16 protein-coding genes and 1 pseudogene are annotated in these 22,809 nt (G+C 72.1%); 4 read left to right on the forward strand and 13 right to left on the reverse strand.

The annotated features are described in order from the left end of the window. Nucleotides 1–23: 23 nt before the first annotated feature. The 7 genes from KIT14_01865 to KIT14_01895 form a co-directional block, all read right to left on the reverse strand. Nucleotides 24–1,352, reverse strand: a complete 1,329-nt coding sequence (locus KIT14_01865) for a DUF3300 domain-containing protein (GenBank protein MCW5889279.1) — start codon at nt 1,350–1,352, stop codon at nt 24–26. Between the two features lie 120 nt (nt 1,353–1,472). Then, nucleotides 1,473–2,954, reverse strand: coding sequence for an efflux transporter outer membrane subunit (locus KIT14_01870; protein MCW5889280.1), 1,482 nt, complete (start codon nt 2,952–2,954; stop codon nt 1,473–1,475). After that, nucleotides 2,951–4,243 carry an efflux RND transporter periplasmic adaptor subunit gene (locus tag KIT14_01875; protein ID MCW5889281.1) on the reverse strand — a complete coding sequence of 431 codons (1,293 nt, stop codon included), beginning with the start codon at nt 4,241–4,243 and terminating at the stop codon, nt 2,951–2,953. The genes KIT14_01870 and KIT14_01875 overlap by 4 nt, the downstream gene beginning before the upstream one ends. Next, nucleotides 4,240–7,419, reverse strand: coding sequence for an efflux RND transporter permease subunit (locus KIT14_01880; protein ID MCW5889282.1), 3,180 nt, complete (start codon nt 7,417–7,419; stop codon nt 4,240–4,242). Before KIT14_01880 ends, KIT14_01875 begins: the two co-directional genes overlap by 4 nt. Before the next feature lie 9 nt (nt 7,420–7,428). Continuing rightward, nucleotides 7,429–7,860 carry an OsmC family protein gene (locus tag KIT14_01885; protein ID MCW5889283.1) on the reverse strand — a complete coding sequence of 144 codons (432 nt, stop codon included), beginning with the start codon at nt 7,858–7,860 and terminating at the stop codon, nt 7,429–7,431. Between the two features lie 17 nt (nt 7,861–7,877). Next, nucleotides 7,878–8,921, reverse strand: a complete 1,044-nt coding sequence (locus KIT14_01890; protein MCW5889284.1) for an aldo/keto reductase — start codon at nt 8,919–8,921, stop codon at nt 7,878–7,880. A 14-nt stretch (nt 8,922–8,935) separates the two neighbouring features. Further along, nucleotides 8,936–10,351 (reverse strand): sigma 54-interacting transcriptional regulator, encoded by a 1,416-nt coding sequence (locus tag KIT14_01895; GenBank protein MCW5889285.1) that lies wholly within the window; start codon nt 10,349–10,351, stop codon nt 8,936–8,938. 384 nt (nt 10,352–10,735) lie between these two features. Here KIT14_01895 and KIT14_01900 point away from each other — a divergent pair, with 384 nt between their 5' ends. Both KIT14_01900 and KIT14_01905 read left to right on the forward strand, forming a co-directional pair. Continuing rightward, on the forward strand, nt 10,736–11,188 hold the full coding sequence (locus tag KIT14_01900) for a hypothetical protein (GenBank protein MCW5889286.1): 453 nt from the start codon (nt 10,736–10,738) through the stop codon (nt 11,186–11,188). Further along, nucleotides 11,074–11,667 (forward strand): annotated as a pseudogene (locus KIT14_01905) (hypothetical protein). The gene KIT14_01900 and the pseudogene KIT14_01905 overlap by 115 nt, the downstream one beginning before the upstream one ends. Before the next feature lie 6 nt (nt 11,668–11,673). Here the strand turns inward: KIT14_01905 and KIT14_01910 are convergent. The 4 genes from KIT14_01910 to KIT14_01925 form a co-directional block, all read right to left on the reverse strand. Continuing rightward, a complete protein-coding gene (locus KIT14_01910) occupies nt 11,674–15,240 on the reverse strand; it encodes a hypothetical protein (protein ID MCW5889287.1) in 3,567 nt (1,188 codons plus the stop codon). 164 nt (nt 15,241–15,404) lie between these two features. Then, the gene (locus tag KIT14_01915; GenBank protein MCW5889288.1) at nt 15,405–15,743 is read right to left on the reverse strand and encodes a transporter; all 339 of its coding nucleotides are present in this window, start codon (nt 15,741–15,743) and stop codon (nt 15,405–15,407) included. An 8-nt stretch (nt 15,744–15,751) separates the two neighbouring features. After that, on the reverse strand, nt 15,752–16,564 hold the full coding sequence (locus KIT14_01920; protein ID MCW5889289.1) for a TIGR03619 family F420-dependent LLM class oxidoreductase: 813 nt from the start codon (nt 16,562–16,564) through the stop codon (nt 15,752–15,754). Between the two features lie 13 nt (nt 16,565–16,577). Further along, nucleotides 16,578–17,972 (reverse strand): amidase, encoded by a 1,395-nt coding sequence (locus KIT14_01925; GenBank protein ID MCW5889290.1) that lies wholly within the window; start codon nt 17,970–17,972, stop codon nt 16,578–16,580. A gap of 94 nt (nt 17,973–18,066) precedes the next feature. Between KIT14_01925 and KIT14_01930 the strand changes: the two genes are divergently transcribed. Both KIT14_01930 and KIT14_01935 read left to right on the forward strand, forming a co-directional pair. Next, a complete protein-coding gene (locus KIT14_01930) occupies nt 18,067–18,873 on the forward strand; it encodes an amino acid ABC transporter substrate-binding protein (GenBank protein ID MCW5889291.1) in 807 nt (268 codons plus the stop codon). Nucleotides 18,874–18,920: 47 nt separating this feature from the next. After that, nucleotides 18,921–19,397 carry a MaoC family dehydratase gene (locus tag KIT14_01935; protein ID MCW5889292.1) on the forward strand — a complete coding sequence of 159 codons (477 nt, stop codon included), beginning with the start codon at nt 18,921–18,923 and terminating at the stop codon, nt 19,395–19,397. An 82-nt stretch (nt 19,398–19,479) separates the two neighbouring features. On the opposite strand, the gene KIT14_01940 is transcribed toward KIT14_01935, so the two are convergent. After that, nucleotides 19,480–20,139: a hypothetical protein gene (locus KIT14_01940; protein ID MCW5889293.1), complete on the reverse strand. Its 660-nt coding sequence runs from the start codon at nt 20,137–20,139 to the stop codon at nt 19,480–19,482. Between the two features lie 29 nt (nt 20,140–20,168). Beyond that, complete coding sequence (locus KIT14_01945) at nt 20,169–22,805, reverse strand: hypothetical protein (protein ID MCW5889294.1); 2,637 nt, start codon at nt 22,803–22,805, stop codon at nt 20,169–20,171. Nucleotides 22,806–22,809 lie beyond the last annotated feature (4 nt).

Below are 22,809 nucleotides of genomic sequence, written 5' to 3' on the forward strand. Positions count from 1 at the left end.
CGTCGTCCTCCTGGTCGAGCGCGTCATCGGTGTCCTCCGCCGCCGCCACCGTGGCCGCCGCCGAAGCCGCCGCCATGGCCGCCTCCGAACCCGCCACCGCCATGGAAGCCGCCGCCCTGCATGGCGCCGCCGGTGTGCGCGATACCGCCGCCACCGAAGCCGCCGCCGAAGCTCTGCGCGCCGCGGGCGCTGAAGCTGCGCGCGTTCCAGCCGCCGCCGCCGACGTGGTCGAACGCGTTGCCGCGCTCGGGCGCGACGCCGGCCGAAAAGCCGCCGCCGGCGCGAGGGGAGCCCGCAGCGAACCCGCGCTGCGGCGCGCCGGCGGTGGCCCGGGCGGGTCCGGCGTCACGCGTGAACCCGTGACCGCCGCCGCGCGGCGACCCCAGCATCTGACCCTGGGGAGCGTGGCCGGGAACGGCGTTGCCGCCGGGACGGCCCGCGTCCGCACGCCCGGGACGATCGAAGCCTCCGGGACGACCGGCCCCGAGGCCGCCGCCCGGACCGACCGCACCGGGGCGACCGCCGCCCGGGCGGCCCATGCCTGCCGTCGTACCCGGACCGAACCCGCCCGGGCGGCCGCCGCCGTGGAATCCGGGGCCGACGTGACCGACGCTGCCCCGCGGCGGCGGCCGCCACGCATGGCCGCCCCCGTGGCCGCCGTAGTACGGATGGCCGTAGCGGTAGTGATTGTTGATGACGGTGATGTGCCCGCAGCAGAACGCGGGCCCGAAGCCCCAGCCGATGCCGTACGCCGTCAGCGCGCCGACGGCGAAGCCGTCGCCGAACGCGAGCACGCCGTACGCCGGCGCGTAGTAGCCCCACGGGGGCGGCGGCGACAGGATCGCGACGGGGTCGTACTGCGGCACGTAGAGCACCTGCGGGTCCGTCGGCTCGACGACGATGTTCGTGCCGCTCGTCGTGACGGTCTGCTTGTCGTTGGTTCGCAGGTTGCCGGCCTTCTGCGCCTCCCCGCGCACGCGCTGCACCGCCGCGAGCACCGCGCTCTGGTCCTGCGCGACCGCCTCGCCCAGCTGCGTCGTCCAGGTGATGCGGTCGTTCATCATCGTCAGCACGGACGGATAGGAGACGAGCGCCTGTACGCTCGGATCCCATTCCGCGGCGACGTTCGCGTCGACCGGCCCGCTCTCCACCGCGCGCGCCGCCTCGACGATCTGCACGGGGAACGCGGACGCGGGCAGCACGTCGGCCAGCAGTGCATCGGGGTAGAGCGCGATCGGCGCGACGAGCGTGTCGAGGTCCGACGCGCTCTGCGCGCCTGCGGGCGGCGGCCCGATCGTCGCGGCGAGGAGACACGCGGCGACCAGCAGGGAAAGGGGGCGGGATGATCGCATGAGCAACGTCCTCTCTCCCGTTGGACGTTGCAGGATGCCCGCCATTTCATCCGTATTGGGATCGCGGGCGCGCCGCGCGCGGCGCCGCCGGTCGGGCGGCACGCTGCCGAGATCGCGGCGTCACTCCGTGTCGACGTCGGCGGATGCCCGTGCCGACGCGGTGGCGGCCGCGTCGGTCTCCCAGCCGCCGCCGAGTGCCTTGTAGAGCGACACCAGCCCGAGCGCGACGTCGCGCTTGCTCTGCGCCAGCGTGTCCTCCGACGTGAACAGCGCCTGCTCGGCGACGAGCACGTCGAGGAAGTCGGTGAGCCCCTGCGCATAGAGCCGGCGCGCGAGGTCGGTGGCGCGCTTGTTCGCGCGCACGGCGTCCTCGAGCTGCGCGCGCTGCGCCTGCGCCCCCGAGAAGGCGACGAGCGAGTCCTCGACGTCCTGGAACGCCCGCAGCACGGTCTGCTGGTAGGCCGCGAACGCCTCTTCCTGCGCGGCGTCCTGGAGCCGGATGTTGGCGCGGATGCGGCCGCCCTGGAACACCGGCCAGGTGATCCGCGGGCCGATCGAGGCGGCGCGGCTCTGCCAGGTGAAGAGGTCCGACGCCGCGATGCTCTCGAGGCCCGCGGCGCCGACGAGAAAGAAGCGCGGGAAGAGGTCGCGCGTCGCGACGCCGATGTTGGCCGTCGCCGCCGCGAGCCGGCGCTCGGAGCGTGCGACGTCCGGCCGGCGCAGCAGCAGATCCGACGGCATGCCGACGCCGACCGACGTCGGCGGCACCGGGATCGGCCCGACGGGCTCGAGCTCCGCCTGGAGCGTCATCGGGAGCGCGCCGACGAGGATGCCGAGGGCGTGCATCGACTGCTCGCGCTGCTGCACGAGGATCGGGATCGTCGCCGCCGTCGTCGACACCTGCGCCGCGGCGCGCTGCACGTCGAGCTCGGCGGCGAGACCCGCGTCGAAGAGGCGCTGCGTGAGGGCCAGCGTCGCTTCTTGCGACTTCAGGTTCTCGTTCGCGAGCCGGATGCGCTGCTGGAGGCTGCGATACGTCACGTACTCGCGGCCGACCTCTCCCATCAGCGAGATGAGGATCGCATCGCGATCGGCGAGCGTCGCGCCGATGGTCGCTTCGGCCGACTCGACGCCGCGCCGGATGCCGCCGAACACGTCGATCTCCCAGTCCGCGTCGAAGCCGGTCTGGAAGAGGTTCAGCGTCTGCCCCTCGGCGAAGCCGGGGGCGTTGGCGCTCGTGCGCTCGCGCGTGTAGCTGCCCGACGCGCCGATCTGCGGATAGAGATCCGCCGCGACGATCCCGCGCTGCGCGCGCGCCTGCCGGACGCGCGCTTCCGCCTGCGCGAGGTCGAGGTTCGACGCCACCGTGCGCGTGACGAGCGACGCGAGCAGCGGGTCGCCGAACGCCTCCCACCACGCCTCCGGGATGCCGCCGGGTACGGGGACGCTGGTCTCGGGCGGCTTGCCGTCGGCGCGTGGCGACGGGATCGGCGCGATCTCGCCGAAGGCATCGGGCGTCGGCGCCGCGGGGCGACGGTAGTCGGGCCCGACCATGCAGCCCGCGAGGCTCGCGACCAGCAGCAGGACGACCGCGCGTCTCATGGCGGCGCCGGCGCCGCGCCCGTCCCCATCGCGGGCGGACCGCCGGGGTTGGCCGCGGTGCCGGGCGCGCCGGGCTCCACCTCGTGGCTCGGCTGCGCGACGGCCACCTTCGCGCCGGCGCCGATGCCGGGCGTGAGGTTCGTCGCGAGCACGTCGCTCTCCTGCAGGCCGGAGAGCACCTCGACGCGCGTGCCGTAGTCGCGCCCGATCTCGATGCGCGTGTAGCGCAACGTCCCGTCCGGCTCGACGATCGCGACGCGCACGCCGCTCGCGTCGACGAGGAGCGCGCTCGCCGGGATCGTGAGCGGCGGCTGCGCCCGCTGCAGCGAGAACTTCACCGTCGCGTAGGAGCCGGAGAGGAGGAGGCCGTCGGGATTCGGGACCTGCACCTCGGTGAGCATCGTGCGCGACGTCGGATCGATGGCGCCCGCGGTGCGCGTCACCTTGCCGAAGAAGACCTGCCCGGGCCGCTCGCGCACCGTCACCTCGGCCGTCTGGCCGGCGGCGACGTCGGGCGAGTACGACTGCGGCACGAAGACGAAGATGCGCAGGACGTCGACCTGCGCCAGCGTGAACAGCTCCGTCACCGTCGTGCTCGATCCCGCGGAGATGAGGGAGCCCGGGTCGACGTTGCGCACGGTGATGACGCCGTCGAACGGCGCGTAGACCTTCTGGAAGCTCTGCAGGTCCTGGAGCCGCTGCACGTTGGCCTCGTCGGCGGCGACGGTGGCTTCGCCGGCGTCCACGGTGCGCTCGGCGTCGGTGACCGCCGACGTGCGCTCGTCGATCTGCTGCTTCGAGACGGTGCCGGGGCCGGCGGCGACGAAGCGCGCCAGCGTCGTGCGGGCGAGGCCGAGATCGGCCTCGAACTTGGCGACGTTCGCCCGGTCCTGCGCGAGCTGGGCGCGTGCCTGACGCAGCTGCTGGTCGACCTCGGGCGTGTCGATCTCGGCGAGCAGCTGGCCCTTCGCCACGCGATCGCCGATGTCGACGTAGCGCGCGCGCAGATAGCCGTCGGTGCGCGCGAAGATGCCGGTCGTGAGGATCGGCTCCATGCTGCCCGGCAGCGGCACCTCGACGACCTGCGGCGCGCGCATCGGCTGCGCCGTCGACACCATGGGCAGCCGCGCCTTCGCCGCCGCGGCCTCCTCGTCGAGCCGTTGCTGGAGCAGCAGGCGCGGCACGAGCCCGACGACGTAGAGCCCGAGGAGCACGAGCCCGACGACGACGAGCACGCGCGCGACGCGGCGGTGCTCCGGGGCAGGGACCGTGGGGTCGAGGGTGCTCATTCCTGCAGCTCCGGCGGCACCGTCGTGTCGGGCTGCTTCGTACGCAGCACGCTGTAGGCGACGGGCACGAAGATCAGCGTCGCGAAGGTGGCGAGCAGCAGCCCGCCGATGACGACGCGGCCGAGCGGCGCGTTCTGCTCGCCGCCTTCGCCGAGCCCGAGCGACATCGGCAGCATGCCGAGGATCATCGCGAGCGCCGTCATCATGACGGGCCGCAGCCGCGTGGTGCCGGCGGCGAGCGCGGCGTCGTGCGCGTCGAGGCGCTCCTCCGCGCGCTGCTCGTTCGCGAACTGCACGACGAGGATCGCGTTCGACGTCGCGACGCCGATGGCCATGATCGCGCCCATCAGCGCCGGCACGGAGAGGTTCGTCTGCGTGAGGAACAGCATCCACAGGACGCCGGCCAGCGCGCCCGGCAGCGCCATCAGGATGATCAGCGGGTCGAGCCAGGACTGGAAGTTGACGGCCATCAGCAGGTAGACGAGCACGACCGCGAGCACCATGCCGCCGGCGAGCGCCGTGAAGCTGCGCCGCATCGTCTCCGCCTGGCCGCGGATGTTGATGATGGTGCCGCGCGGCAGCGTCGGCCGCACCTCGTCGACCACCGCCTCGACCGCGTCGGCCACCGACCACAGATCGGCGCGGTCGGTCGCGGCGAGCACGTCGTAGACGGGCTGCACGTTGTAGTGGCTGATGACGCCCGGCTCGACCCGGCGGCCGATCGACGCGACGTTCGCGAGCAGCTGCGGCTGCGGCTGGCCGGGGACGGCGATCGGCTGCGCGTCGAGCGCCCCGACCGAGTCGATGCGGTACTGCGGCGTCTGGGTGACGACCGGGTAGTTCACGCCCGTCGTGCGGTCGAGCCAGTAGTTCGGCTGCGCCTGCGCGGTGCCCGAGAGCGACACGAGGAGGCTCTGCGCGACGTTGGCCTCGGTGAAGCCGAGCTGCCGCGCCATCCAGCGATCCACCTCGATGCCGAACTCGGGATAGCGCGGCACCTGCTGGAGGCGAACGTCGGCGGCGCCGGGAATGGCGCCGATGCGCTTCGCGAGGTCCTCCGCGATCTCGAGGTTCCTCGGATCGCGGCCGACGACCTGCACGTCGATCGGCGCGGGGAGGCCGAAGTTCAGGATCTGCGACACGATGTCCGCCGGCTGGAAGAAGAAGACGAGATCGGGGAAGCGCTCGCGCAGCACCTTCCGCAGCCGCTCGACGTACCCCTCCGTGGGGCCGTGGCCCTCCGCGAGCGAGATCAGGACCTCGCCGTCCGCCGACGTCACGAGCGACGCGTCGCTGAACGCGAGGTTGATGCCGCCGCCGGGGACGCCCATGTTGTTGAGGACGATGTCGATCTCGTCCGGGGGGATGGCCTCGCGGATCACCTCCTCGACCTCGGCGAAGCGCCGCTCCGTCTCCTCGATGCGCGTGCCGGGAGGGCAGCGGACGTGGAGCCGGATCTGGCCGGCGTCGACCGTCGGGAAGAAGTCGCTGCCGATGTGGAGGAAGAGCCCCGACGACAGCAGCACGAAGCCGCCGAACACGGCCGTCACCAGCACCCGGTTCGCGAGCGCCCAGCCGAGCAGCGCCTTGTAGCGCCCCTGGAAGCGCTCGAAGTGCCGGTTGAAGCGGCGGTGGACGTTCCAGATCGGGCCGCCGTCGGTGACGGTGTGCTCGGCGCCCGGCGCGTGGAGATGCGCCTCGGCCGGCAGGAGGTACCGCACCATCGTCGGCACCACGGTGCGTGACAGGAAGTAGCTCGCCAGCATCGCGAACACGACGGCCTCGGCGAGCGGCGTGAAGAGGTATTTGCCGACCCCGGTGATGAACACGACCGGCAGGAACACGATGCAGATGCACAGCGTCGCGACGAAGGCGGGCGTGGCGATCTGCTGCGCGCCGTCGAGGATCGCCTTCAGCACGGGCTTCCCCATCGAGAGGTTGCGGTTCGTGTTCTCGATCTCCACCGTCGCGTCGTCGACGAGAATGCCGACGGCGAGCGCGAGCCCGCCCAGCGTCATCACGTTCAGCGTCTCGCCGACGAGCGAGAGCGTGATGACCGACACGAGGATCGCGAGCGGGATCGACACGACGATGACGAGCGTCGAGCGCCACGAGCCCAGGAACAGGAGGATCATGAGCCCGGTCAGCGCCGCGGCGATCGCGGCCTCGCGCAGCACGCCGTTCAGCGACGCGCGCACGAACACCGACTGGTCGAAGAGCTGGCGGATGCCGAGGTCGGGCGGCAGCGTCGCCTGGATGCGCGGCAGCGCGTCCTTCACGCGCTGCACGATGTCGAGCGTCGAGGCGGTCGGCGTCTTCAGCACCGTCAGCAGCGCGGAGCGCCGCCCGTCCACGTGCACGATGCTCGTCTGCACCGCGTAGCCGTCATGCACCTGCGCGACGTCGCGCATGTAGACCGTCGCATTGCCGACCTGGCGCACCGGCACGTCGTTCAGCGCCTCGATGACGTCGGGCGACGAGTTGGTGCGGACGTTGTACTCGATCTTGCCGATCTTGGCCGTGCCGGCGGGCAGGATGACGTTCTGCTGCGCGAGCGCGTTCGAGACGTCGGCCGCCGACAGCCCCTTCGCGTACATCTGCTCGGGCTGGAGGTCGACCATCACCTGCCGCACCTTGCCGCCCCACGGCAGCGGCACCTGCGCGCCCTGCACCGTCGCGAGCTGCGTGCGGATGAAGTTGAGGCCGTAGTCGTAGAGCTGCTGCTCGCTCAGCGTCTGCGACTCGAGCGCGAGCTGGAGGATCGGAACGTTCGACGCGGAGTAGCGGATGATGAGCGGCGGCGTCGTGCCCGGCGGCAGGATGCGCAGCAGCGTCTGCATGATCGCCGTCGTCTCGGCCACGCCGCCGGCGATGTCGACGCCGGGCTGGAAGAAGATGCGGATCAGCCCGACGCCGGCCAGCGACTGCGACTCGATGTGCTCGATGCCGTTGACGGTCGTCGTCGCCGCACGCTCGGAGATCGTGACCATGCGGCCCTCGACCTCGGCCGGCGACAGCCCGGCGAACTGCCAGATCACCGAGACGACCGGGATGTTGATCTCCGGGAAGATGTCGATCGTCGCCCGCGCGATCGTCAGCACGCCGCCGATGGCGATGAGCAGCGCCATCACCACGAACGTGTAGGGCCGACGCAGCGCGAGGCGGACGATCCACACCGGGGCTCCCTACGAGATCAGCGTCGCGGTCAGATGAATCTCGACGCCGGCGAGCGCCTTCGACACCGGGCAGTTCGCCTTCGCGGTCGCGGCCGTCTCCTGGAAGGTGGCGTCGTCGATCCCCGGGACCTCGGCCTCGGTGGTGAGGTCGATCCGCGTGATCGTGAAGCCGCCGCCCTGCTGGACGAGCTTCACCTGGGCCGTCGTGTGGAGGCGCACCGGGGGCGTCTTCGCCTGGGTGAGCGCGTGCGCCAGCGCCATCGTGAAGCAGCCCGCGTGCGCGGCGCCGATCAGCTCCTCGGGGTTGGTGGCCGACTGGCCCTCCTCGAAGCGCGACTTGAACGAGTACGGGCCTTCGAAGGCGCCGCTCCCGAGCTTCAGGCGCCCGCTTCCCTGCTGGAGATCACCGGTCCATTCCGCTTCGGCCTTCTGGGTCGGCATCGTCGACTCCTCCTTCGTCAGTTGGTGGTGCTCGCCGGATCCGGATTGCGCTCCGCGAATCCGCGCTGGTGCCAGTAGGGATACGGCAGCGTGACGGCGCTCGCGGCGTCGAGCCTGGCGACCTGCGCGGGCGTCAGCGCCCAGCCCACGGCGCCGAGGTTCTGCTTCAGCTGCTCTTCGTTGCGGGCGCCGACGATCACCGACGCCACCGACGGCCGCCGCAGCAGCCAGTTGAGCGCGACCTGCGGCACGGTCTTCCCCGTCTCCGCGGCCACGGCGTCGAGCGCGTCGACGACCCGATAGAGGTACTCGTCGGGGACCGGCGGTCCCATGTCGGTCACCGCCTTGCTCTGGAGGCGGCTCGCCGCCGGCACCGGCTGGCCGCGGCGGAGCTTGCCGGTCAGCCGACCCCAGCCGAGCGGGCTCCACACCACCGCCGACACCTTCTGGTCGAGCGCCAGCGGCATGAGCTCCCACTCGTAGTCGCGGCCGACGAGCGAGTAGTACGCCTGGTGCGCGACGTAGCGCGGCAGGCCGTAGCGGTCGGCGATGGCCAGCGACTTCATGAGGTGCCAGCCCGAGAAGTTCGAGCAGCCGACGTAGCGGAGCTTGCCCGCGCGCACACAGTCGTCGAGCGTGTGCAGCACCTCCTCGATCGGCGTCATCGCGTCGAAGCCGTGCAGCTGGAACAGGTCGATGACGTCGGTGCCGAGCCGGCGCAGGCTGCCCTCGATGGCGCGCGTCAGATGGTGGCGCGACGAGCCGACGTCGTTCGGCCCCGGACCGGCGCGGAACGTCGCCTTGGTGGAGAGGAGCAGGCGATCGCGGCGACCCTTGATCGCCTGGCCGAGGATCTCCTCCGAGAGGCCGTCGGAGTAGATGTCGGCCGTGTCGAACATGTTGCAGCCCGCGTCCAGGCAGACGTCGACGAGTCGCGTGGCCTCGGCGACGTCGCTCGCGCCCCACGTCTTGAAGAACTCGTTGCCGCCGCCGAACGTGCCCGTGCCGAAGCACAGCTCGGGCACCATGAACCCCGATCCCCCCAGCTGCCGGTACTCCATCCGAACCTCCGTGCTCAGCCCGCGCGTCCGGGCTGGCCGATGCCGAGCCGCTTCAGCAGCGACTGGAGCGTCGTGCGCTTCATCCCGAGTCGCACGGCCGCGCCGCGGGGTCCACCCAGCATCCAGTTGGTCTCCTCGAGGATGCGCAGGATGTGCGCCCGCTGCGCGCTCGCGAGCGTCGTCGCCGCCTCGTGCGTCGTCCGGGGGCGCGGCGGCTCGAGAAGGCCCGGGGGCAGGACGAGGCGCGGGCCCTGCGAGAGTATCAGGGCGCGCTGCACGAGGTTCTCGAGCTCGCGCACGTTGCCCGGCCACGGATGCCGCCGCAGCGCCTCCATCGTCTCGGCGGGGATCTCGTCGATCCGCCGCTGCATGCGCTGCGCGAAGCGGGCGACGAAGTGCCGCACCAGCGGCTCGATGTCCTCCGGCCGCTCGCGCAGCGGCGGCACCGCGAGCGGAAAGACGTTGAGGCGATAGTAGAGGTCCTCGCGGAAGCGTCCCTCCTCGACCATCGCTGCGAGGTCGCGGTTGGTCGCGGCGACGATCCGCACGTCGACCTCGATGGTGCGCGTGCCGCCGAGGCGCTCGAACTCCTGCTCCTGCAGGACGCGCAGCAGCTTCGCCTGGAGCTCGAGCGGGATCTCGCCGATCTCGTCGAGGAACAGCGTGCCGCCGTCCGCGACCTCGAAGCGGCCGATCTTCTGCGCGATCGCGCTCGTGAAGGCGCCCTTCTCGTGACCGAAGAGCTCGCTCTCGAGGAGGCCCGAAGGAATCGCCGCGCAGTTGATCTTGACGAACGGCCGGCCCTTGCGGCCGCTGCGCTCGTGGATGGCGCGCGCCATCAGCTCCTTGCCGGTCCCGGTCTCACCGAGCAGCAGCACGGTGGCGTCGGTCGGGGCGACGACGTCGAGCTGGCGGAGCGAGCCGCGCAGGGCCTGGCTGCCGCCGACGAGGTTTCCGTCGCCCCGATCGGCGCCGGCCAGGGCCAGGATGCGGGCCGCCACCGGAGCCGCCTGCGCCGCGAGCGCTTCGAGGAGCGGGTGCAGGAGCTTGGGAACGCTCTCGACGCCGCCGATCTCCAGCAGGCCGAGCCGGCGATCCTCCGCATGCAGGGGAATGCGATGCGTCGCCCGGCCGACCTGCCCGTGCACGACCGTGGCGCCGCGGCCGTCGGAGAGGGTGAGGCGCGCGGCCGCACCGGGCAGCACCCGACGCAGGGCGGTCGTCAGCGTGGCGAGCACGCCCGGCAGCGCATCCTGGTCGGCGAGCGCGCGCCCGGCCTCGAGCACGAGAAGGAGATGGTCGCGCTCGCTCGCGCGCCGGCGCTCCTGCTCGGCTTCGAAGCGCAGCGTCTTGTCGAGGGCGGCGGCCACGAGCGGGGTGACCCCGACGTCGAGGAGCCGGTGCAGGCGCTCGCCGAGCCGGCGCAGCATCTCGTCCGAGCCCGTCGACGACGCGATGACCTCGAGAATCCCCGTCAGCGGCTGCTCCGGCGGACGTCCGCGCCAGTGGTCCGGGCCGAGCAGGTTCGGCACGTAGCGGGGGGCGTGCTGCTCTGCCACAGGTGAGGCGTGCATGTCCGGGGTCTCCTCGTCTCGGACCGCGCTTCGCTCGCCGCGGTCGTTCACATGACCTTCAGCAACCGCGGGGCCAGCGGCCAACGCCGCGGAAACGCTGCGTCCTCATCGGGCCCGAGGCTCACGAGTTTTCGCGGATTTCCGAGAATTCGGGATTTCGTGGCGCGGCCCGCAGCGGATACCGGCGCCGGCACGCAGGCGGGACACGGCTTTCTCCCACCCGCGACGTAGCGAAGCCGCATGGCACCTCGCTTGCTGTTCGTGTTCCGCATGCACGCCTTCGCAACGCAGTACGATCCGTCCCTCGAAGAAGAGCTCCTGCTGCCGGTCCAGTACGCGGACCTCGTGCGCGGCGACATGCAGCGCCCGCCCGAGCACCGCCTGCTGTTCGCCGTCCTCGAGGACGCCGTCCGCTGCTGGCAGGTCCACAGCAACGCCACCGGTCGCCGCGGCCAGCGGCTCTTCCGCGAGGTCGCCGAGTGGTTCGGGTCCGACGCCGACGACTCGCCGTTCACGTTCATCGCGATCTGCCAGCTCTTCGGCCTGGAGCCCGCATACGTACGGACCGGGCTGCAGCGCTGGCGCGACCGTCACCGCGCGGCGGGCGCGACCAAGATCGTCCCGTTTCGGGTGCGTCGCGTGAGCGGCCTCCGCCACGCGGTGACGAGCGGCGCTCCCGGCCTGCACCACTGAGGACGGCGCCGTGGGCCCTCGGCGAGTGCACCGACAGCCCGCAGCTCACGCACGCGTCGGTCGACGACTCCGCGTCGTCCGCGACGACCTCGCCGGCGGCGGACGCACGACCCGCGACCGCCTCGTCCCCTATTGCCTCTTCGCCGAGGCCGCCGCTCGCGCGCGGCGGCCTCGGCGAACGCGACGCGCGTGCCCGCGGCATCGCCGTGCGCGTCGCCACGCTGCCGATGGCCGACGTGCTGCGCACCTACACGATCGGTGAGACGAGAGGTCTCATGAAGGCGCCGGTCGAGGCCACGGGCGACCGCATCGTCGGCTTCACGATGATCGGGCCCGAGGCGGGCGAGGTGATGGCCTGCGTCCAGACGGCGATGCTCGGCGACCTGCCCTACACGGTCCTGCGCGACGCAGTCCTGACCCATCCGACGATGGCCGAGGGCCTCGGCGAGCTGTTCGCGGCGGTGCCGCCGGCGGGGTGACGGCGGTCAGCCCCACGCCCAGAGCACGAGCTGGACGAGGGCGGTGCCGCCCGACGGGACGAGCACCGCGCCGAGCGCCGGATTCTGCCAGAAGCCGACGAAGGCGCCGCGGTCGAGCGCGCGGATCTCGTCGAGCAACCGCTCCGCCTGGGTCGCGTCGATCTTCTCCCGGCTCGCGGCGACGAGCCCCTGCGCGCGCTTCACCTTCGCCGTGAGGCTGGCCTCGGCCTGTGCGCGCGCCGACTGTGCCGCGCGCTGGAGGATGACCACGCTCACGATCGACAGGCCCAGGTTCACCAGGAGGACGGCCAGCAGGCCGTGGGACACGGGCCAGTGGTCCGTCCACGGGATCAGCGAGGCAGCCATCAGGACGAAGACGGCGACGGGAAACCAGAGCAACCGTCCGACCCCCTCGGTGAGGTCGGCGATCAGCTGGGTGTCGATCCACTCCTCGAGATACTCCTCGGCGACGCCGCCGCGCTGACGCCGGAAGTATTCCAACGTGGTCGCCGGATACCGGGTCTGGAGCGTCGCCAGGGCGTTCACGAACCGGCGGCAACGGAGCGAGGCGTCGACGGTGAGGAAGCTCAAGAAGAGGAACGACAGGACGAAGGGAAAGCGCACGGCCTCGGCCCAGCACGTCACGGTCGTGCCCCGTAGCGGCTGGAACGGCAGGCCGAACATCAGGAGGACGAGGCGCGCGCACCCGAAGTAGAGCACCGTCGGCACGGCAGCCCGCACGGCCCGACGCCAGGGCTCCCCACCTTCGTGCAGCTGCATCCAGAGCGCGGACGCGTCTACGCGAAGCGGCGACTGCGTCTCGGCGCCCGCCGACAGCGGCAGCCGATAGGCGCGCGTCAGGTCCCAGGATAGGACGCGCAGCTTCTCGAACAACCACAGGCTGAAGCCGACGGCCGCCAGCGTACTGAGGACGCGCAGGACGAGGTTCGGCCAGGCGCTGACGCCGCTGCTGACGCTGAACGGTTCGCCCCCGTCGAGCAGGAACGTCTCGTTCCACAGCGTCGTCGCGAGGATGCCGCCGAGGATCAGGGCGCTCGCGACCAGGAACCCGACGCGGCGGATCAGCCGCAGCCGCACCACGAACGTCTCCCGCGACGCCAGCCGCGCGTCCCGGGCTACGATCAGCTCGATCGCGTTCGGCGTGGACGTCCCGTAGCCGAGCCGATCGAGCAGCTGATCGACGAGCGCCCGCGTGCGCACGCGCTGCCGCAGGCGTGACGGCGTCCACCAGTCGGCCTCCGGCGCGGTCCATGGAGCGGCTCGCTCGACCCGGTCGGGATCGATCAGGGTGGACGCGCGCACCGTCGCCTCGGAGGGACGGGGTGCCGCGTGGTCGACGATCGCATTCAGCACGGCGAGGAGCTCCGCCGCCTGCCGCTCCTGCTCCTGCTGACGGCGGAGCTCCTGCTGCGCTTCGGTTTCGACGTTGGGCGTCGTGCCCGCGTCGGCGACCCCTGCCGGGGGTCTGACGTTCTTCCAGTCGTCCAGGCGCGCCGCGATCCATCTGCACATCGGATCCGAGCGGCCGAGGACGACCACGAGGAGACGTTGTGCCCCACGCAGGCCGCCGACGTCGGCATCCGAGGGCGACAGGCAGCCGCCAAGGTATCCCGACGAGCATGCCGTCCGCGGCCGCACGGAACTCACGGCGAAGTAGAGGAGAAGCAGGACGGCGAGTCCCACGAGGAGGAGCCCGAGCGCGATGTCCCTCCCCCACCCCAGCTCGAGGCCGCGGGCGTAGCGCTCGCGCGTGGTCGGCGGGTGGACCGGCAACGCGCCGGCCGGGCTGCTCGCACTCAGGTCGACCGCCTCCGCGTTGCCGATCTCGAACAGGCGGACCGGAACGTCCGACTGTGTGAGCGCGGGGATCTTGCCTGCGTCGAGCGCGGCGAGCACGGCCGCGAACTGCGCCGTCTGCACGCTGTCGCGGAACGGGGCCACGTCCCGCTGCAAGCTCGCGTCGAGCATGAAGCCGTGGCTGCTCGCGATGATCAGGTTGCGCGAAACCTTGCGATTGTCCGGATGCAGATGGCGGGCGTCCAGCTCGGTCGTGAAGAAGAGCACGTCGGGGAACCGTGGCCGCAGCGCCCGCAGCAGGAGGAGCACGTCGTAGAAGTCGCTGCCGACGACGCCGATGGCGCGCACGTCGCCGCCGGAGCGGCGTACGTCCCTCCGCAGCGCCTCGAGGCGCTCGGCGGCGCGCGTGAGGTGGTCGAACTGCGACGATCCTTCCGCCTTCTCGACCGCCGGCGTCCACCGCAAAAGCTCCTCGAAGCTGCCGGGGGGCTGCGGCCCACGTGCGCCGGCTCCAGTCTCCGGGCGCGCGTCGCCGACGGTGCGCCCGTCGAGACCGCGCAGGTAGACCATCGTGTGGAGGTTCGGCTGGAGCGACTGGGCGCCGACCACGAACCCGTCGACGAACTGCGCGCGGCTTTCCGTCTTCCCCAACAGGACCGCGAGCTCGGCTCCGTAGGTCATCGGGAGGATACGTCCGTAGAACGTGTCCCACTCCGAGACCAGCACGAGGTGGTCCTTGCCAACGTCGCCACAGATGTCGGAGGGCGCGAGGCAGAGACCGCGCCGCGCCAGCTCCCGGAAAACCTCCTGGGCGAGCCGCGCGTCGTCCGCGTTGAAGAAGTGGGCGGCGGCGAATCCGACCTGGGCCTGCAGACGTTCGGCCACCGTCGCGCGTGACGTCGCGCCGGGCGCAACGCCCTGCACGAGCACCTCGTCCATCGCGCGTGCCCGCGCCGAGAACAGCGCGACGTGGCGCAGGACGTCTTGCGTCCGCGGGGATTCGTCGGCCGGCTGCTCGTCGGACAACAATGCCCGCAGCGTCTCGGAGCTCGCAGGCCCGACGAGGTGGACGGGCTCGTCGACCTCCGTGCCGGACTGCGCCTGCGTGGCGTAGATCAGCTCACGGAGCAGATCGGCGAGCTTGCGCGCGGGGTTCGTCTTGAAGGCGCGCTCGTCCAGCCACATCATGAGGACCTCGGGGGGCGTCGTGCCGTCGGGCCGGGCGAAGAACACGCGCGGCCGATACCACTCGTAGCGCAGCTCCCGACGGGTCGGACACGCGGCCTCCGCGGTGCAGGCGGGTGGCAATCCCACGCCGATGTCGACGTACAGCCAGTCGACGCAGACCGTACCGAGATGCCCGTCGTCCGCCGGCACGTAGCCGCTCTGCCCGAGCGCCGACACGACGGCGAAGCGGCTGCGGATGCGATCCTCGTGCTCCTCGCTGTAGGGCCCCCCCGAGACCATCACCGGAAGCAGCCGGACGGGCCCCCGCGCCGAGCGCTGCTCGACCTCGGCAACGAGATCGCGGAGGGAGCGCGTCGATCGATCCGCCGGCCGGAACGGATCCTCCCAGAGACGCGCGTCGACGACCTGCCCGCCGATGGCGTCCGCCGCTGCCTGCGGCGACGGCGGGCGGTCGCTGCGCAGGTCGGGAGCGACGAGGACGATCGCGCCCACGATCGTCAAGAGGATGAGGACACCGTTCCCGATCGCCGCCAGGCCGGTGTCTCCGCTGCGGCGGCCGTCAGCCATGCGGGACGCCCTCGCGGTTCTGCCGGAGCGGACGGCGGCGTCCGGCGTCCTGGACACACCGGGCTCCCGGACCTGCGTCGTCAGGTCGTTCGTTTCCGGCGCTCATCCCGCCTAGCAGGGCGCGCGCCAGCGGCGCGCGGCGATCTCGTGGGAACAACGAGCCGTCAGGCGAAGCGCACGAGCAGGACCAGCGACGCCACCGCCATCAGCAGGCCCGCGATCTCCGGCGGGCTCAGCCGCTCGCCGAAGGCCACGACGCCGATCGTCGTCAGGAGGACGATCATCGACACCGAGTAGACGACCCCGATCGTGCCGAGCTTCAGGTGCTTCATGACGAAGAGCCAGCCGAACGCGGTCGACGCGTACAACGCGAAGCCGACGTAGAACGCCGGCGTGCGCAGCGAGTGCTCCTGCGCGCTGGCGAGCTTCAGGAAGTAGTCCCCGACGACGCCGACGAGGCTGAAGGCAATCGTCACGAGCACCGCGAGGGTCTTGGGGTCCATCGTGCGGCTCAGCCGTGCGGGGCCAGCGCGGCGAGCGCCTCGGCGGCGGTGCGGAAGTCGTCGTAGCCCGCGTAGCGCCAGCCGTGGACCAGGTCGGTGACGCCGGCCGCGGCGAATGCCTGCGCGCGCGCCGTCGCCGCAGGGCGGTCGGCGAGATCGAGGCGCGTGACGGCGACGATGCGCGGCGCCGGACGTCCCGCCGCGGCGCACTGCCGGCGCAGCTCGGCGATCTGCGGTGCGAGGTCGTCCGGCTCGGCCGCGAACGGCATCCAGCCGTCGCCGAAGCGCAGCACGCGCGGAAAGGCGGGGCCAGGCCCGCCGCCGACGAGGATCGGCGGCCGCGGCGGGCGCGGGCGGAAGAGAAACGGCTGGCCGTTCGCCTCCACGACGTCACCGGCGAAGCAGCGCCGGAAGAACTCGAGCGTCTCGTCGCTGACGCGGCCGCGGCGACGGAAGTCGGCGCCGGTGGCGCGGAACTCGGGCTGCATCCAGCCGACGCCGACGCCCAGCAGCAGCCGCCCGCGGGACAGCTCCTGGATGGTCGCCACCCACTTCGCCGTCGGCAGCGCCGGCCGATACGGCAGCACGAGCACGCCCATGCCGAGCTCGATACGGGTGGTGCAGCCGGCGAGGAACGCCAGCGTCGCGAGCGGGTCGAGGTAGCGGCCGTCGGAGCCCTCGGCGTCGTCGGGCGGGATGGCGATGTGGTCGCCCACCCAGAGGTGCGCGAGACCGAGATCCTCGACCGCCCGCGCGCAGGCGACGACGGTGTCGGGCGCCGACTGCGGGCCCATGTTCCGGACGTAGACGCCGAGTCGCATGATCCCTCCGGGGCTACAGCGACGGATGCCGCGCGTGCCACGGCGTCGCCGTCTCGTAGGCGTGGCCGACGCGGCACAGCAGCGCCTCGTCGCCGTGCCGGCCGACGAGCTGGAGGCTGTGCAGCAGGCCCTCCGCCGTGACGCCGCACGGCAGCGACAGCGTCGGGCTGCCGCTGCAGTCGAACGGGAACGTGAAGCGGCCGAACGGGAAGATGTCGGGGCTGAAGACGCCGTGCGGATCGATCGCGCCCGCGGGCGGGGGCGGGCCGAAGGTCGACGGACAGGCGAGGACGTCGATGCCGCCGAAGACCGCCGCGAACGCCCCGCGCCAGCCGAGTCGGACCTCGTGGGCGCGCGCATAGTCGGCGGCGCCGAGCCGCGCGCCGTACTCGAAGAACGAGCGGATCGACGGGCCGTAGGCGTCGGCCCGGGACGGCCAGATCGCGGCGTGGGCGGCGAGCGCGTCGCCGGCGCACAGGACCGTCCACGCCTGGAGCACCTCGTCGACCGGCGGCAGCGTGATCGGCACGATCTGCGCGCCTGCGGCGGCGAGGACGTCGAGCGCAGCGCGTGCCGCCGTGACCACGTCCCCGGCCGCCCCCGCCGCGGCGAAGCCCTCGTCCCAGCCGACGCGGACGCCCGCGATCGGCGCCTCCAGCTCCGCGGCGGCGGACGGCGGGACGGCGCCCAGGGTCGTCGGGTCACGCGGGTCGGGGCCGGCGATGACGTCCTGGACGAGCGCCGCGTCGCGCACGGTGCGCGCCATCGGCCCGACGTGGTCGAGCGACGCCGCCAGCGGGAAGACGCCGGCGCGGCTGACGCGCCCCCAGGTCGGCTTCAGCCCGACCAGCCCACACCAGGCCGACGGCATGCGGATCGAGCCGCCGGTGTCGGTTCCCAGCGCCGCGAAGCAGAGGCCGGCGGCGATCGCCACGCCCGAGCCGCTCGACGAGCCGCCGGTGTCGACGTCGGTCCGCCACGGATTGCGCGGCACCGGCCAGCCGGGGTGATAGCCCATGAAGGCGTACTCGTAGAGGTTCGTCTTGCCGACGATCACCGCGCCCGCGGCCTCGAGACGCTCGACGACGGTGGCGCTCTGCACCGCCGGTCGCTCGCCGGCGAGGGGCGCCGCGCAGGTCGTCGCCTCACCGCGGAGATCGCACAGATCCTTGATCGCGATCGGCACGCCGTGCAGCGGTCCGCGACGGCGGCCGGCGGCGATCTCGCGCTCGGCGCCGGCGGCCGCGGCGAGCGCGCGCTCGGGCAGGACGCGCAGATAGCTCGACAGGCCGGGATCGAGGCGCGCGATGCGCGCCAGCGTCGCGCGCGTCAGCTCCACCGGCGATACCACCCGTCGCGCGAGCAGGTCGGCGACGACGTGCAGGGGCTCGTAGTGCATGTCCGGCACGATCCGCTCCTTACCATTTCCACCGGCTCCGGCTCGACGGCCGGCGAGCCGCTTCGCTTGAGGGTAGCCCGGTGAAGCCCTATGACCGCTGCCCATGCGATTCCACAAGGCATGGATGGCCGTCGCGCTGCTCGTCGTCGCGACCGCGTGCAGCAAGCGGGCGGCGACGCCCCCGGCGGCGGCCGCGCTCCCCAAGGACACGCTGCCGAAGGAGCTCGTCGTCGGCACGAGCGGCGGCTCGCCGCCGTACGTCACCCGCCGCGCCGGCACCATCTCCGGCCTCGAGCTCGACCTCGCCGCCGAGGTCGGCAAGGTGCTCGGCGTCCCCGTGCGCATCGTCGACGTGCCGTGGGACAAGCTGTTCGACGAGCTCGGGAGCCGCAAGGTCGACGTGGTCATGGCTGGCGTGACGGTCACCCCGGAGCGGCAGACGCGCTTCGCGTTCGCCGAGCCGTACCTGCGCACCGGCATCGTGGCGCTGGTGCAGGCGAAGGACCGCGAGCGGCTCGGCAGCCGCGACGCCGCCTGCAAGAGCAACGTGAAGGTCGGCGTGGTCGGCCAGACGACGGGCGAGCGCTTCGTGCGCGAGCACTGCCCGAAGGCCAAGGTCCGCGTCTTCGCCACCGCCGACGACGCCGTGCTCGAGCTGACCCACGGCCGCCTCGACGCCGTCGTCGGCGACGGCCCCGTGCTCGCCTACCTGATGTCGCAGCAGGCGGTCGCGCTCGAGCTGGTGCCGACCGGCAACGTCGACGAGCAGCTCGCATGGATGGTCCGCCAGAACGACACGGCGCTCCAGCAGGCGCTGAACGGCGCGCTCGAGACCATGCGCAGGGACGGCACCCTCGACCGCGTGCTCGAGAAGTGGATCCCGCAGGTCGAGCGCGTCCGCAATCCGTGAGCGCGAGGGTTGCGTCGTCGCCCGGATCCGACCAGGCTCCCCGCCCCATGGGTACCAACGCCGAGAATGCCTTCGCGCTCTTCCAGGCCGCCATCGGACAGGAGGAGGGCGTGGGCGAATGGTTCACGGTCGATCAGGCGCGGATCGACCAGTTCGCCGACGTCACGCTCGACCACCAGTTCATCCACGTCGATCCGGAGGCCGCGAAGGCCACGCCGTTCGGCACGACGATCGCGCACGGCTTCCTCACGCTGTCGCTCCTGACCCATCTCGACATGTCGATCCCGAAGGGCGACCCCGCCCGCTTCGTCGGCATCGTGATGGGGCTCAACTACGGCTTCGAGAAGGTGCGCTTCGTCAGCCCGGTGAAGGTCGGCAGCCGCATCCGTGCCCGTGCGACGCTGGCGGCGGCGGAGCTGAAGGGCCCCTGGATCCAGACCACGCGGACCATGACCGTCGAGATCGAGGGCGAGACCAAGCCCGCCATGGTCGCCGACTGGATCACCCGCATCATGTACTCCTGAGCCCGACCCGCGCGGGGGCGGGTGGCGAGCCCCCTTCCCCCGCGGCGACGGGCGGGCTGCGGCCGATCGCCGGCCGGCGTGCCTACGGCGCGGTCACCGAGAAGGTGCCCGACACCGCGGTTACCCCGGAGGACTGGGACTGCAGGTAGATGCCGAATCCGAAGCGGCTGGCGCCGGACAATCCCTCCTCCGTGCTGGGATCGAAGATGTTGCCGCTGCTCGGCGTCTGCGCGTTGTCGACCCAGCCCTGGTACAGGCACAGGTAGCCGGGCGCCGCGCGGCCGCGGCCGGGGCAGTTCGGCGCCGACTCGCCCGGGACGTAGATCTGCCTGCCCTCGGGGACGTCCGTCTCGAGCGGAATCGGAAAGGCGGCGAAGGCGCGGTAGACCGCACCGGCGGAGGCGGTGGTGACGCTGGCGCCCCACACGCCCGAGACGGTCTCGCCGGGCGCCAGCGGCGTCAGCGCGGAGCGGCCTTCGCGCCCCGGCGTGCCCACCTGTCCCGCCGGCCCGGCGGCCCCCTGCATGTTGAAGTGGAGGGCGTTCTCGTTGCCCTTGCAGGCGATCGACGGGTCGGCGCCGACGAAGCGCACCTTGCCGTTCTTCTTGTGGACGCAGGCGTGGATCTTCGCCGTGTCGCCGTCGCCGGCGTGCGCCGCGACGCGGGTCGCGCCGGCGCCCACCAGCAGCGCCGCACCGAGCGCCATGCAGCCGGCGCGCTTCCAGGTCCTGACGTTCGTCATCACGGTCTCTCTCCCGTCTCGCATCGATCTCAGTTCACGCAGCCGAAGGTGGCCAGCTCGCGGCGCGCCTCGGCCTTCGATCCGTTGCTGTCCTCGACCTCGAGGATGAAGCGGAACGTCGTGCCGCAGGCCCGGAAGCAGCCGATGAACTTGCCGACGCTGCCCGAGCTGGCGCCGGTCGACCCGAGCACTCGCGTCCCGCTGCCGCGCTGGAGGTACCAGCGCACCCGCGAGCTGCTCGTCAGCAGGCCGTCCTCCGGATCGCTGCCGTAGCCGAAGCCGACGATGCAGGTGTCGGCACCGGAGCCGCACGGCCCGGGACACTGCGCCGGCGACCGGGAGGCGTAGCTGGTGAAGAACGCCGTCGGCGGCAGGTCGGGCGGCGCGGGGCCGACGTCGACGATCGTGCTCGTCGAAACCGTCACCCCACGCGTGCCGGTGTAGCTGGCGGTGAGGCGGTGGCGACCCTGGACGAGCGTCGTCACGGTGCTCTGGCCCGTGCCGACGTTGCCCTGGATGCTCGACGTCCACTGCACCGGGCCGGTGAGCGCCCAGCCGACGTTCTGGAAGTCGGCGCCCTCGATCGTCATCGGGATGCCCTGGCCGGCGACGAACGCCTCGCCGAAGGTCGGCTGGATGATCTCGATGCTCGGCGGCGCCGGCGTGAAGTCGAAGGTGAAGTTGTCCCGCGGCTGCTCCGGCAGCGGCCCCACGACCTCGACGTCGCCGACCGGCCGGGCCGACTTGACGAAGGCGCGCACCCACGACGCCGGCAGGTACCAGTAGCCGCCGTCGCCCGCGCAGCCCCACGAGTTCTTGATGATGAGGAAGCCGCCCGTGCTCTCGGGCGTGCCGACGGGGAGCTTCGCCTCGGGGATGTACCCGACCGCCAGCACCGCGTGGCCGCCCTTGGGGCATTCGCAATCGATCGTCTGCTCGCAGCCGGTCACCGACGGCACCTTCGGATCGATCGCCACCTCGCGGCACAGCTTCGGGCGGTTGGGGCGAAAGCGGACGAAGCCGTTGGCGTCGGGGGTGTCGAACGAGTTCGTGGTCTCGAGCCCGATGATGACCGGCTGCTGATTCATGAGGGCGATCATCACGTTGCGGAGCCCGTTGATCGGGTCCTTCGCGTCCCACAGCTCCGCCTGCTGCTCGATGGTGCGCACCGTGGTCCGGCCGACCGGCGGCGCCGACACGGCACAGACGAGGTTCGCGCCCTGGTACGTGCACACGACGCGGCCCTGGTGGGCGGTGTCCGAGCAGAATGCGGCCTCCCCGCCGCCGTAGTCGACGCACGAATCGGTGTACTTCTTGTTGGCGTCGTCCTCGACGCGGCTGCGCGACGGGTTGTAGTCCCAGTCCTGCTCGAGCGGCTGCTGGTACCCGGACGACAGCAGCTGTCCCTGGATCTCCGACGAGCGCAGCCCGTCGCCGTACTCCTTCGGCTGGAGCGTGCGCTTGGCGACGTAGTAGAGGTGCTGCTCGGAGAGGTTGAACCAGCGCTCGTAGCGTTGCGCGACGCGGATCTCACGGCCGGCGGTGGTGGCGAACGCGACGCACGAGCCGCGACCGCCCTGATCCTTCGTGCAGGTGGCGTAGTACTTGAGCGGCCACGTCGCCGTGCGCCAGAGACCGCTCGACTTGTGCTGGCAGTAGGCGCTGCCGTCCGTGCCGTCGCCGCTGCCGACCTCGTTCGAGCAGCGCGACGGAAAGCTCGCCGGCAGGATCTCGCCCGGCAGCGGTGCCGCCGCCTCCGCCGCGTCGATCTGATCGGTGATGTCGCGGTTGCGCTGCGACAGCTCCTCGGCCGATTCGCCGACGACGTCGTCGGGCGACGGCAGCGTCGGGTCGAGGTGCTCGTGCGCGAAATCCCACAGCTGCCGGTAGACGCCGAGCTGGTTCTCCTGCGTGGGGAACGTGCGGATCGTGTCGGCGATCACGGACCGCTGGAACGCGGGACCCTGGGTGACGACGTAGCGGCCGATGCCGTCGTCGTCCCAGATGGTGAGCAGATAGTTGCCGTCGCCGCTCGAGAGCAGCGTCGGGTCGTTGGGATCGACCGCGGTCGAGACGAAGTCCTCGCGCTCGGGGTTCTCGGCGAGGAACTGCGCGATCGTGGCGCGGTTGGCGGCGTCGATGGCCTCGGCCGCCGCGTCGTCGTCCGCGCCCTGGTTGGGCGTGAGGACGCGGAACCCGGGCTGGGTCGAGATGTCGAGGAACTCGCGCGGCGACACGATCACCGCGCCGTCCGGCAAGCCGTCCGGCCACGCCTCGCGCAACCCCGCCGGCACGCCGTCCTGCGCGGTGAGCTTGCGCGCCTTGGCGCCCTTCACCTTGAAGGTGCCGGACAGGGCCCCGCAGTCTGCGGCGATCTTTGCCTTCAGGGTCGCCTTGGCCATCGGCCCGCACGCCGGCCACTTCACCACCAGCGTGTCGCCCTTCGCTCCGCCCTTCCACGTCTTCGGCCGCGCCGGCGCACAGCCGCTGGCGATCGACACGTCGCCCCGGTCGAGCATGAGGACGTCGGGCGCGACGCCCCCGGGGACGAGCGGGTCGCCGTCGATCACCCAGTAGCCACCCTGGCAGCGGGCGGGACGCTTCTGTGCCTCGCTCGGCCGGCTGTCCGCCAAGAGGAGTACGAGCGCCAGAAGGGGAACGACCACGATG

It is taken from the genome of bacterium (assembly GCA_026129405.1).
Taxonomy (GTDB): domain Bacteria; phylum Desulfobacterota; class Binatia; order DP-6; family DP-6; genus JAHCID01.

Excerpts from the sequence above, each read along its gene's own strand:
- KIT14_01865 (MCW5889279.1), bottom strand. The coding sequence starts at position 1,352 with ATGCGATCATCCCGCCCCCTTTCCCTGCTGGTCGCCGCGTGTCTCCTC.
- KIT14_01870 (MCW5889280.1), bottom strand. The coding sequence starts at position 2,954 with ATGAGACGCGCGGTCGTCCTGCTGCTGGTCGCGAGCCTCGCGGGCTGC.
- KIT14_01875 (MCW5889281.1), bottom strand. The coding sequence starts at position 4,243 with ATGAGCACCCTCGACCCCACGGTCCCTGCCCCGGAGCACCGCCGCGTC.
- KIT14_01885 (MCW5889283.1), bottom strand. The coding sequence starts at position 7,860 with ATGCCGACCCAGAAGGCCGAAGCGGAATGGACCGGTGATCTCCAGCAG.
- KIT14_01890 (MCW5889284.1), bottom strand. The coding sequence starts at position 8,921 with ATGGAGTACCGGCAGCTGGGGGGATCGGGGTTCATGGTGCCCGAGCTG.
- KIT14_01895 (MCW5889285.1), bottom strand. The coding sequence starts at position 10,351 with ATGCTGCGCCGGCTCGGCGAGCGCCTGCACCGGCTCCTCGACGTCGGG.
- KIT14_01900 (MCW5889286.1), top strand. The coding sequence starts at position 10,736 with ATGGCACCTCGCTTGCTGTTCGTGTTCCGCATGCACGCCTTCGCAACG.
- KIT14_01910 (MCW5889287.1), bottom strand. The coding sequence starts at position 15,240 with ATGGCTGACGGCCGCCGCAGCGGAGACACCGGCCTGGCGGCGATCGGG.
- KIT14_01915 (MCW5889288.1), bottom strand. The coding sequence starts at position 15,743 with ATGGACCCCAAGACCCTCGCGGTGCTCGTGACGATTGCCTTCAGCCTC.
- KIT14_01920 (MCW5889289.1), bottom strand. The coding sequence starts at position 16,564 with ATGCGACTCGGCGTCTACGTCCGGAACATGGGCCCGCAGTCGGCGCCC.
- KIT14_01930 (MCW5889291.1), top strand. The coding sequence starts at position 18,067 with ATGCGATTCCACAAGGCATGGATGGCCGTCGCGCTGCTCGTCGTCGCG.
- KIT14_01935 (MCW5889292.1), top strand. The coding sequence starts at position 18,921 with ATGGGTACCAACGCCGAGAATGCCTTCGCGCTCTTCCAGGCCGCCATC.
- KIT14_01940 (MCW5889293.1), bottom strand. The coding sequence starts at position 20,139 with ATGACGAACGTCAGGACCTGGAAGCGCGCCGGCTGCATGGCGCTCGGT.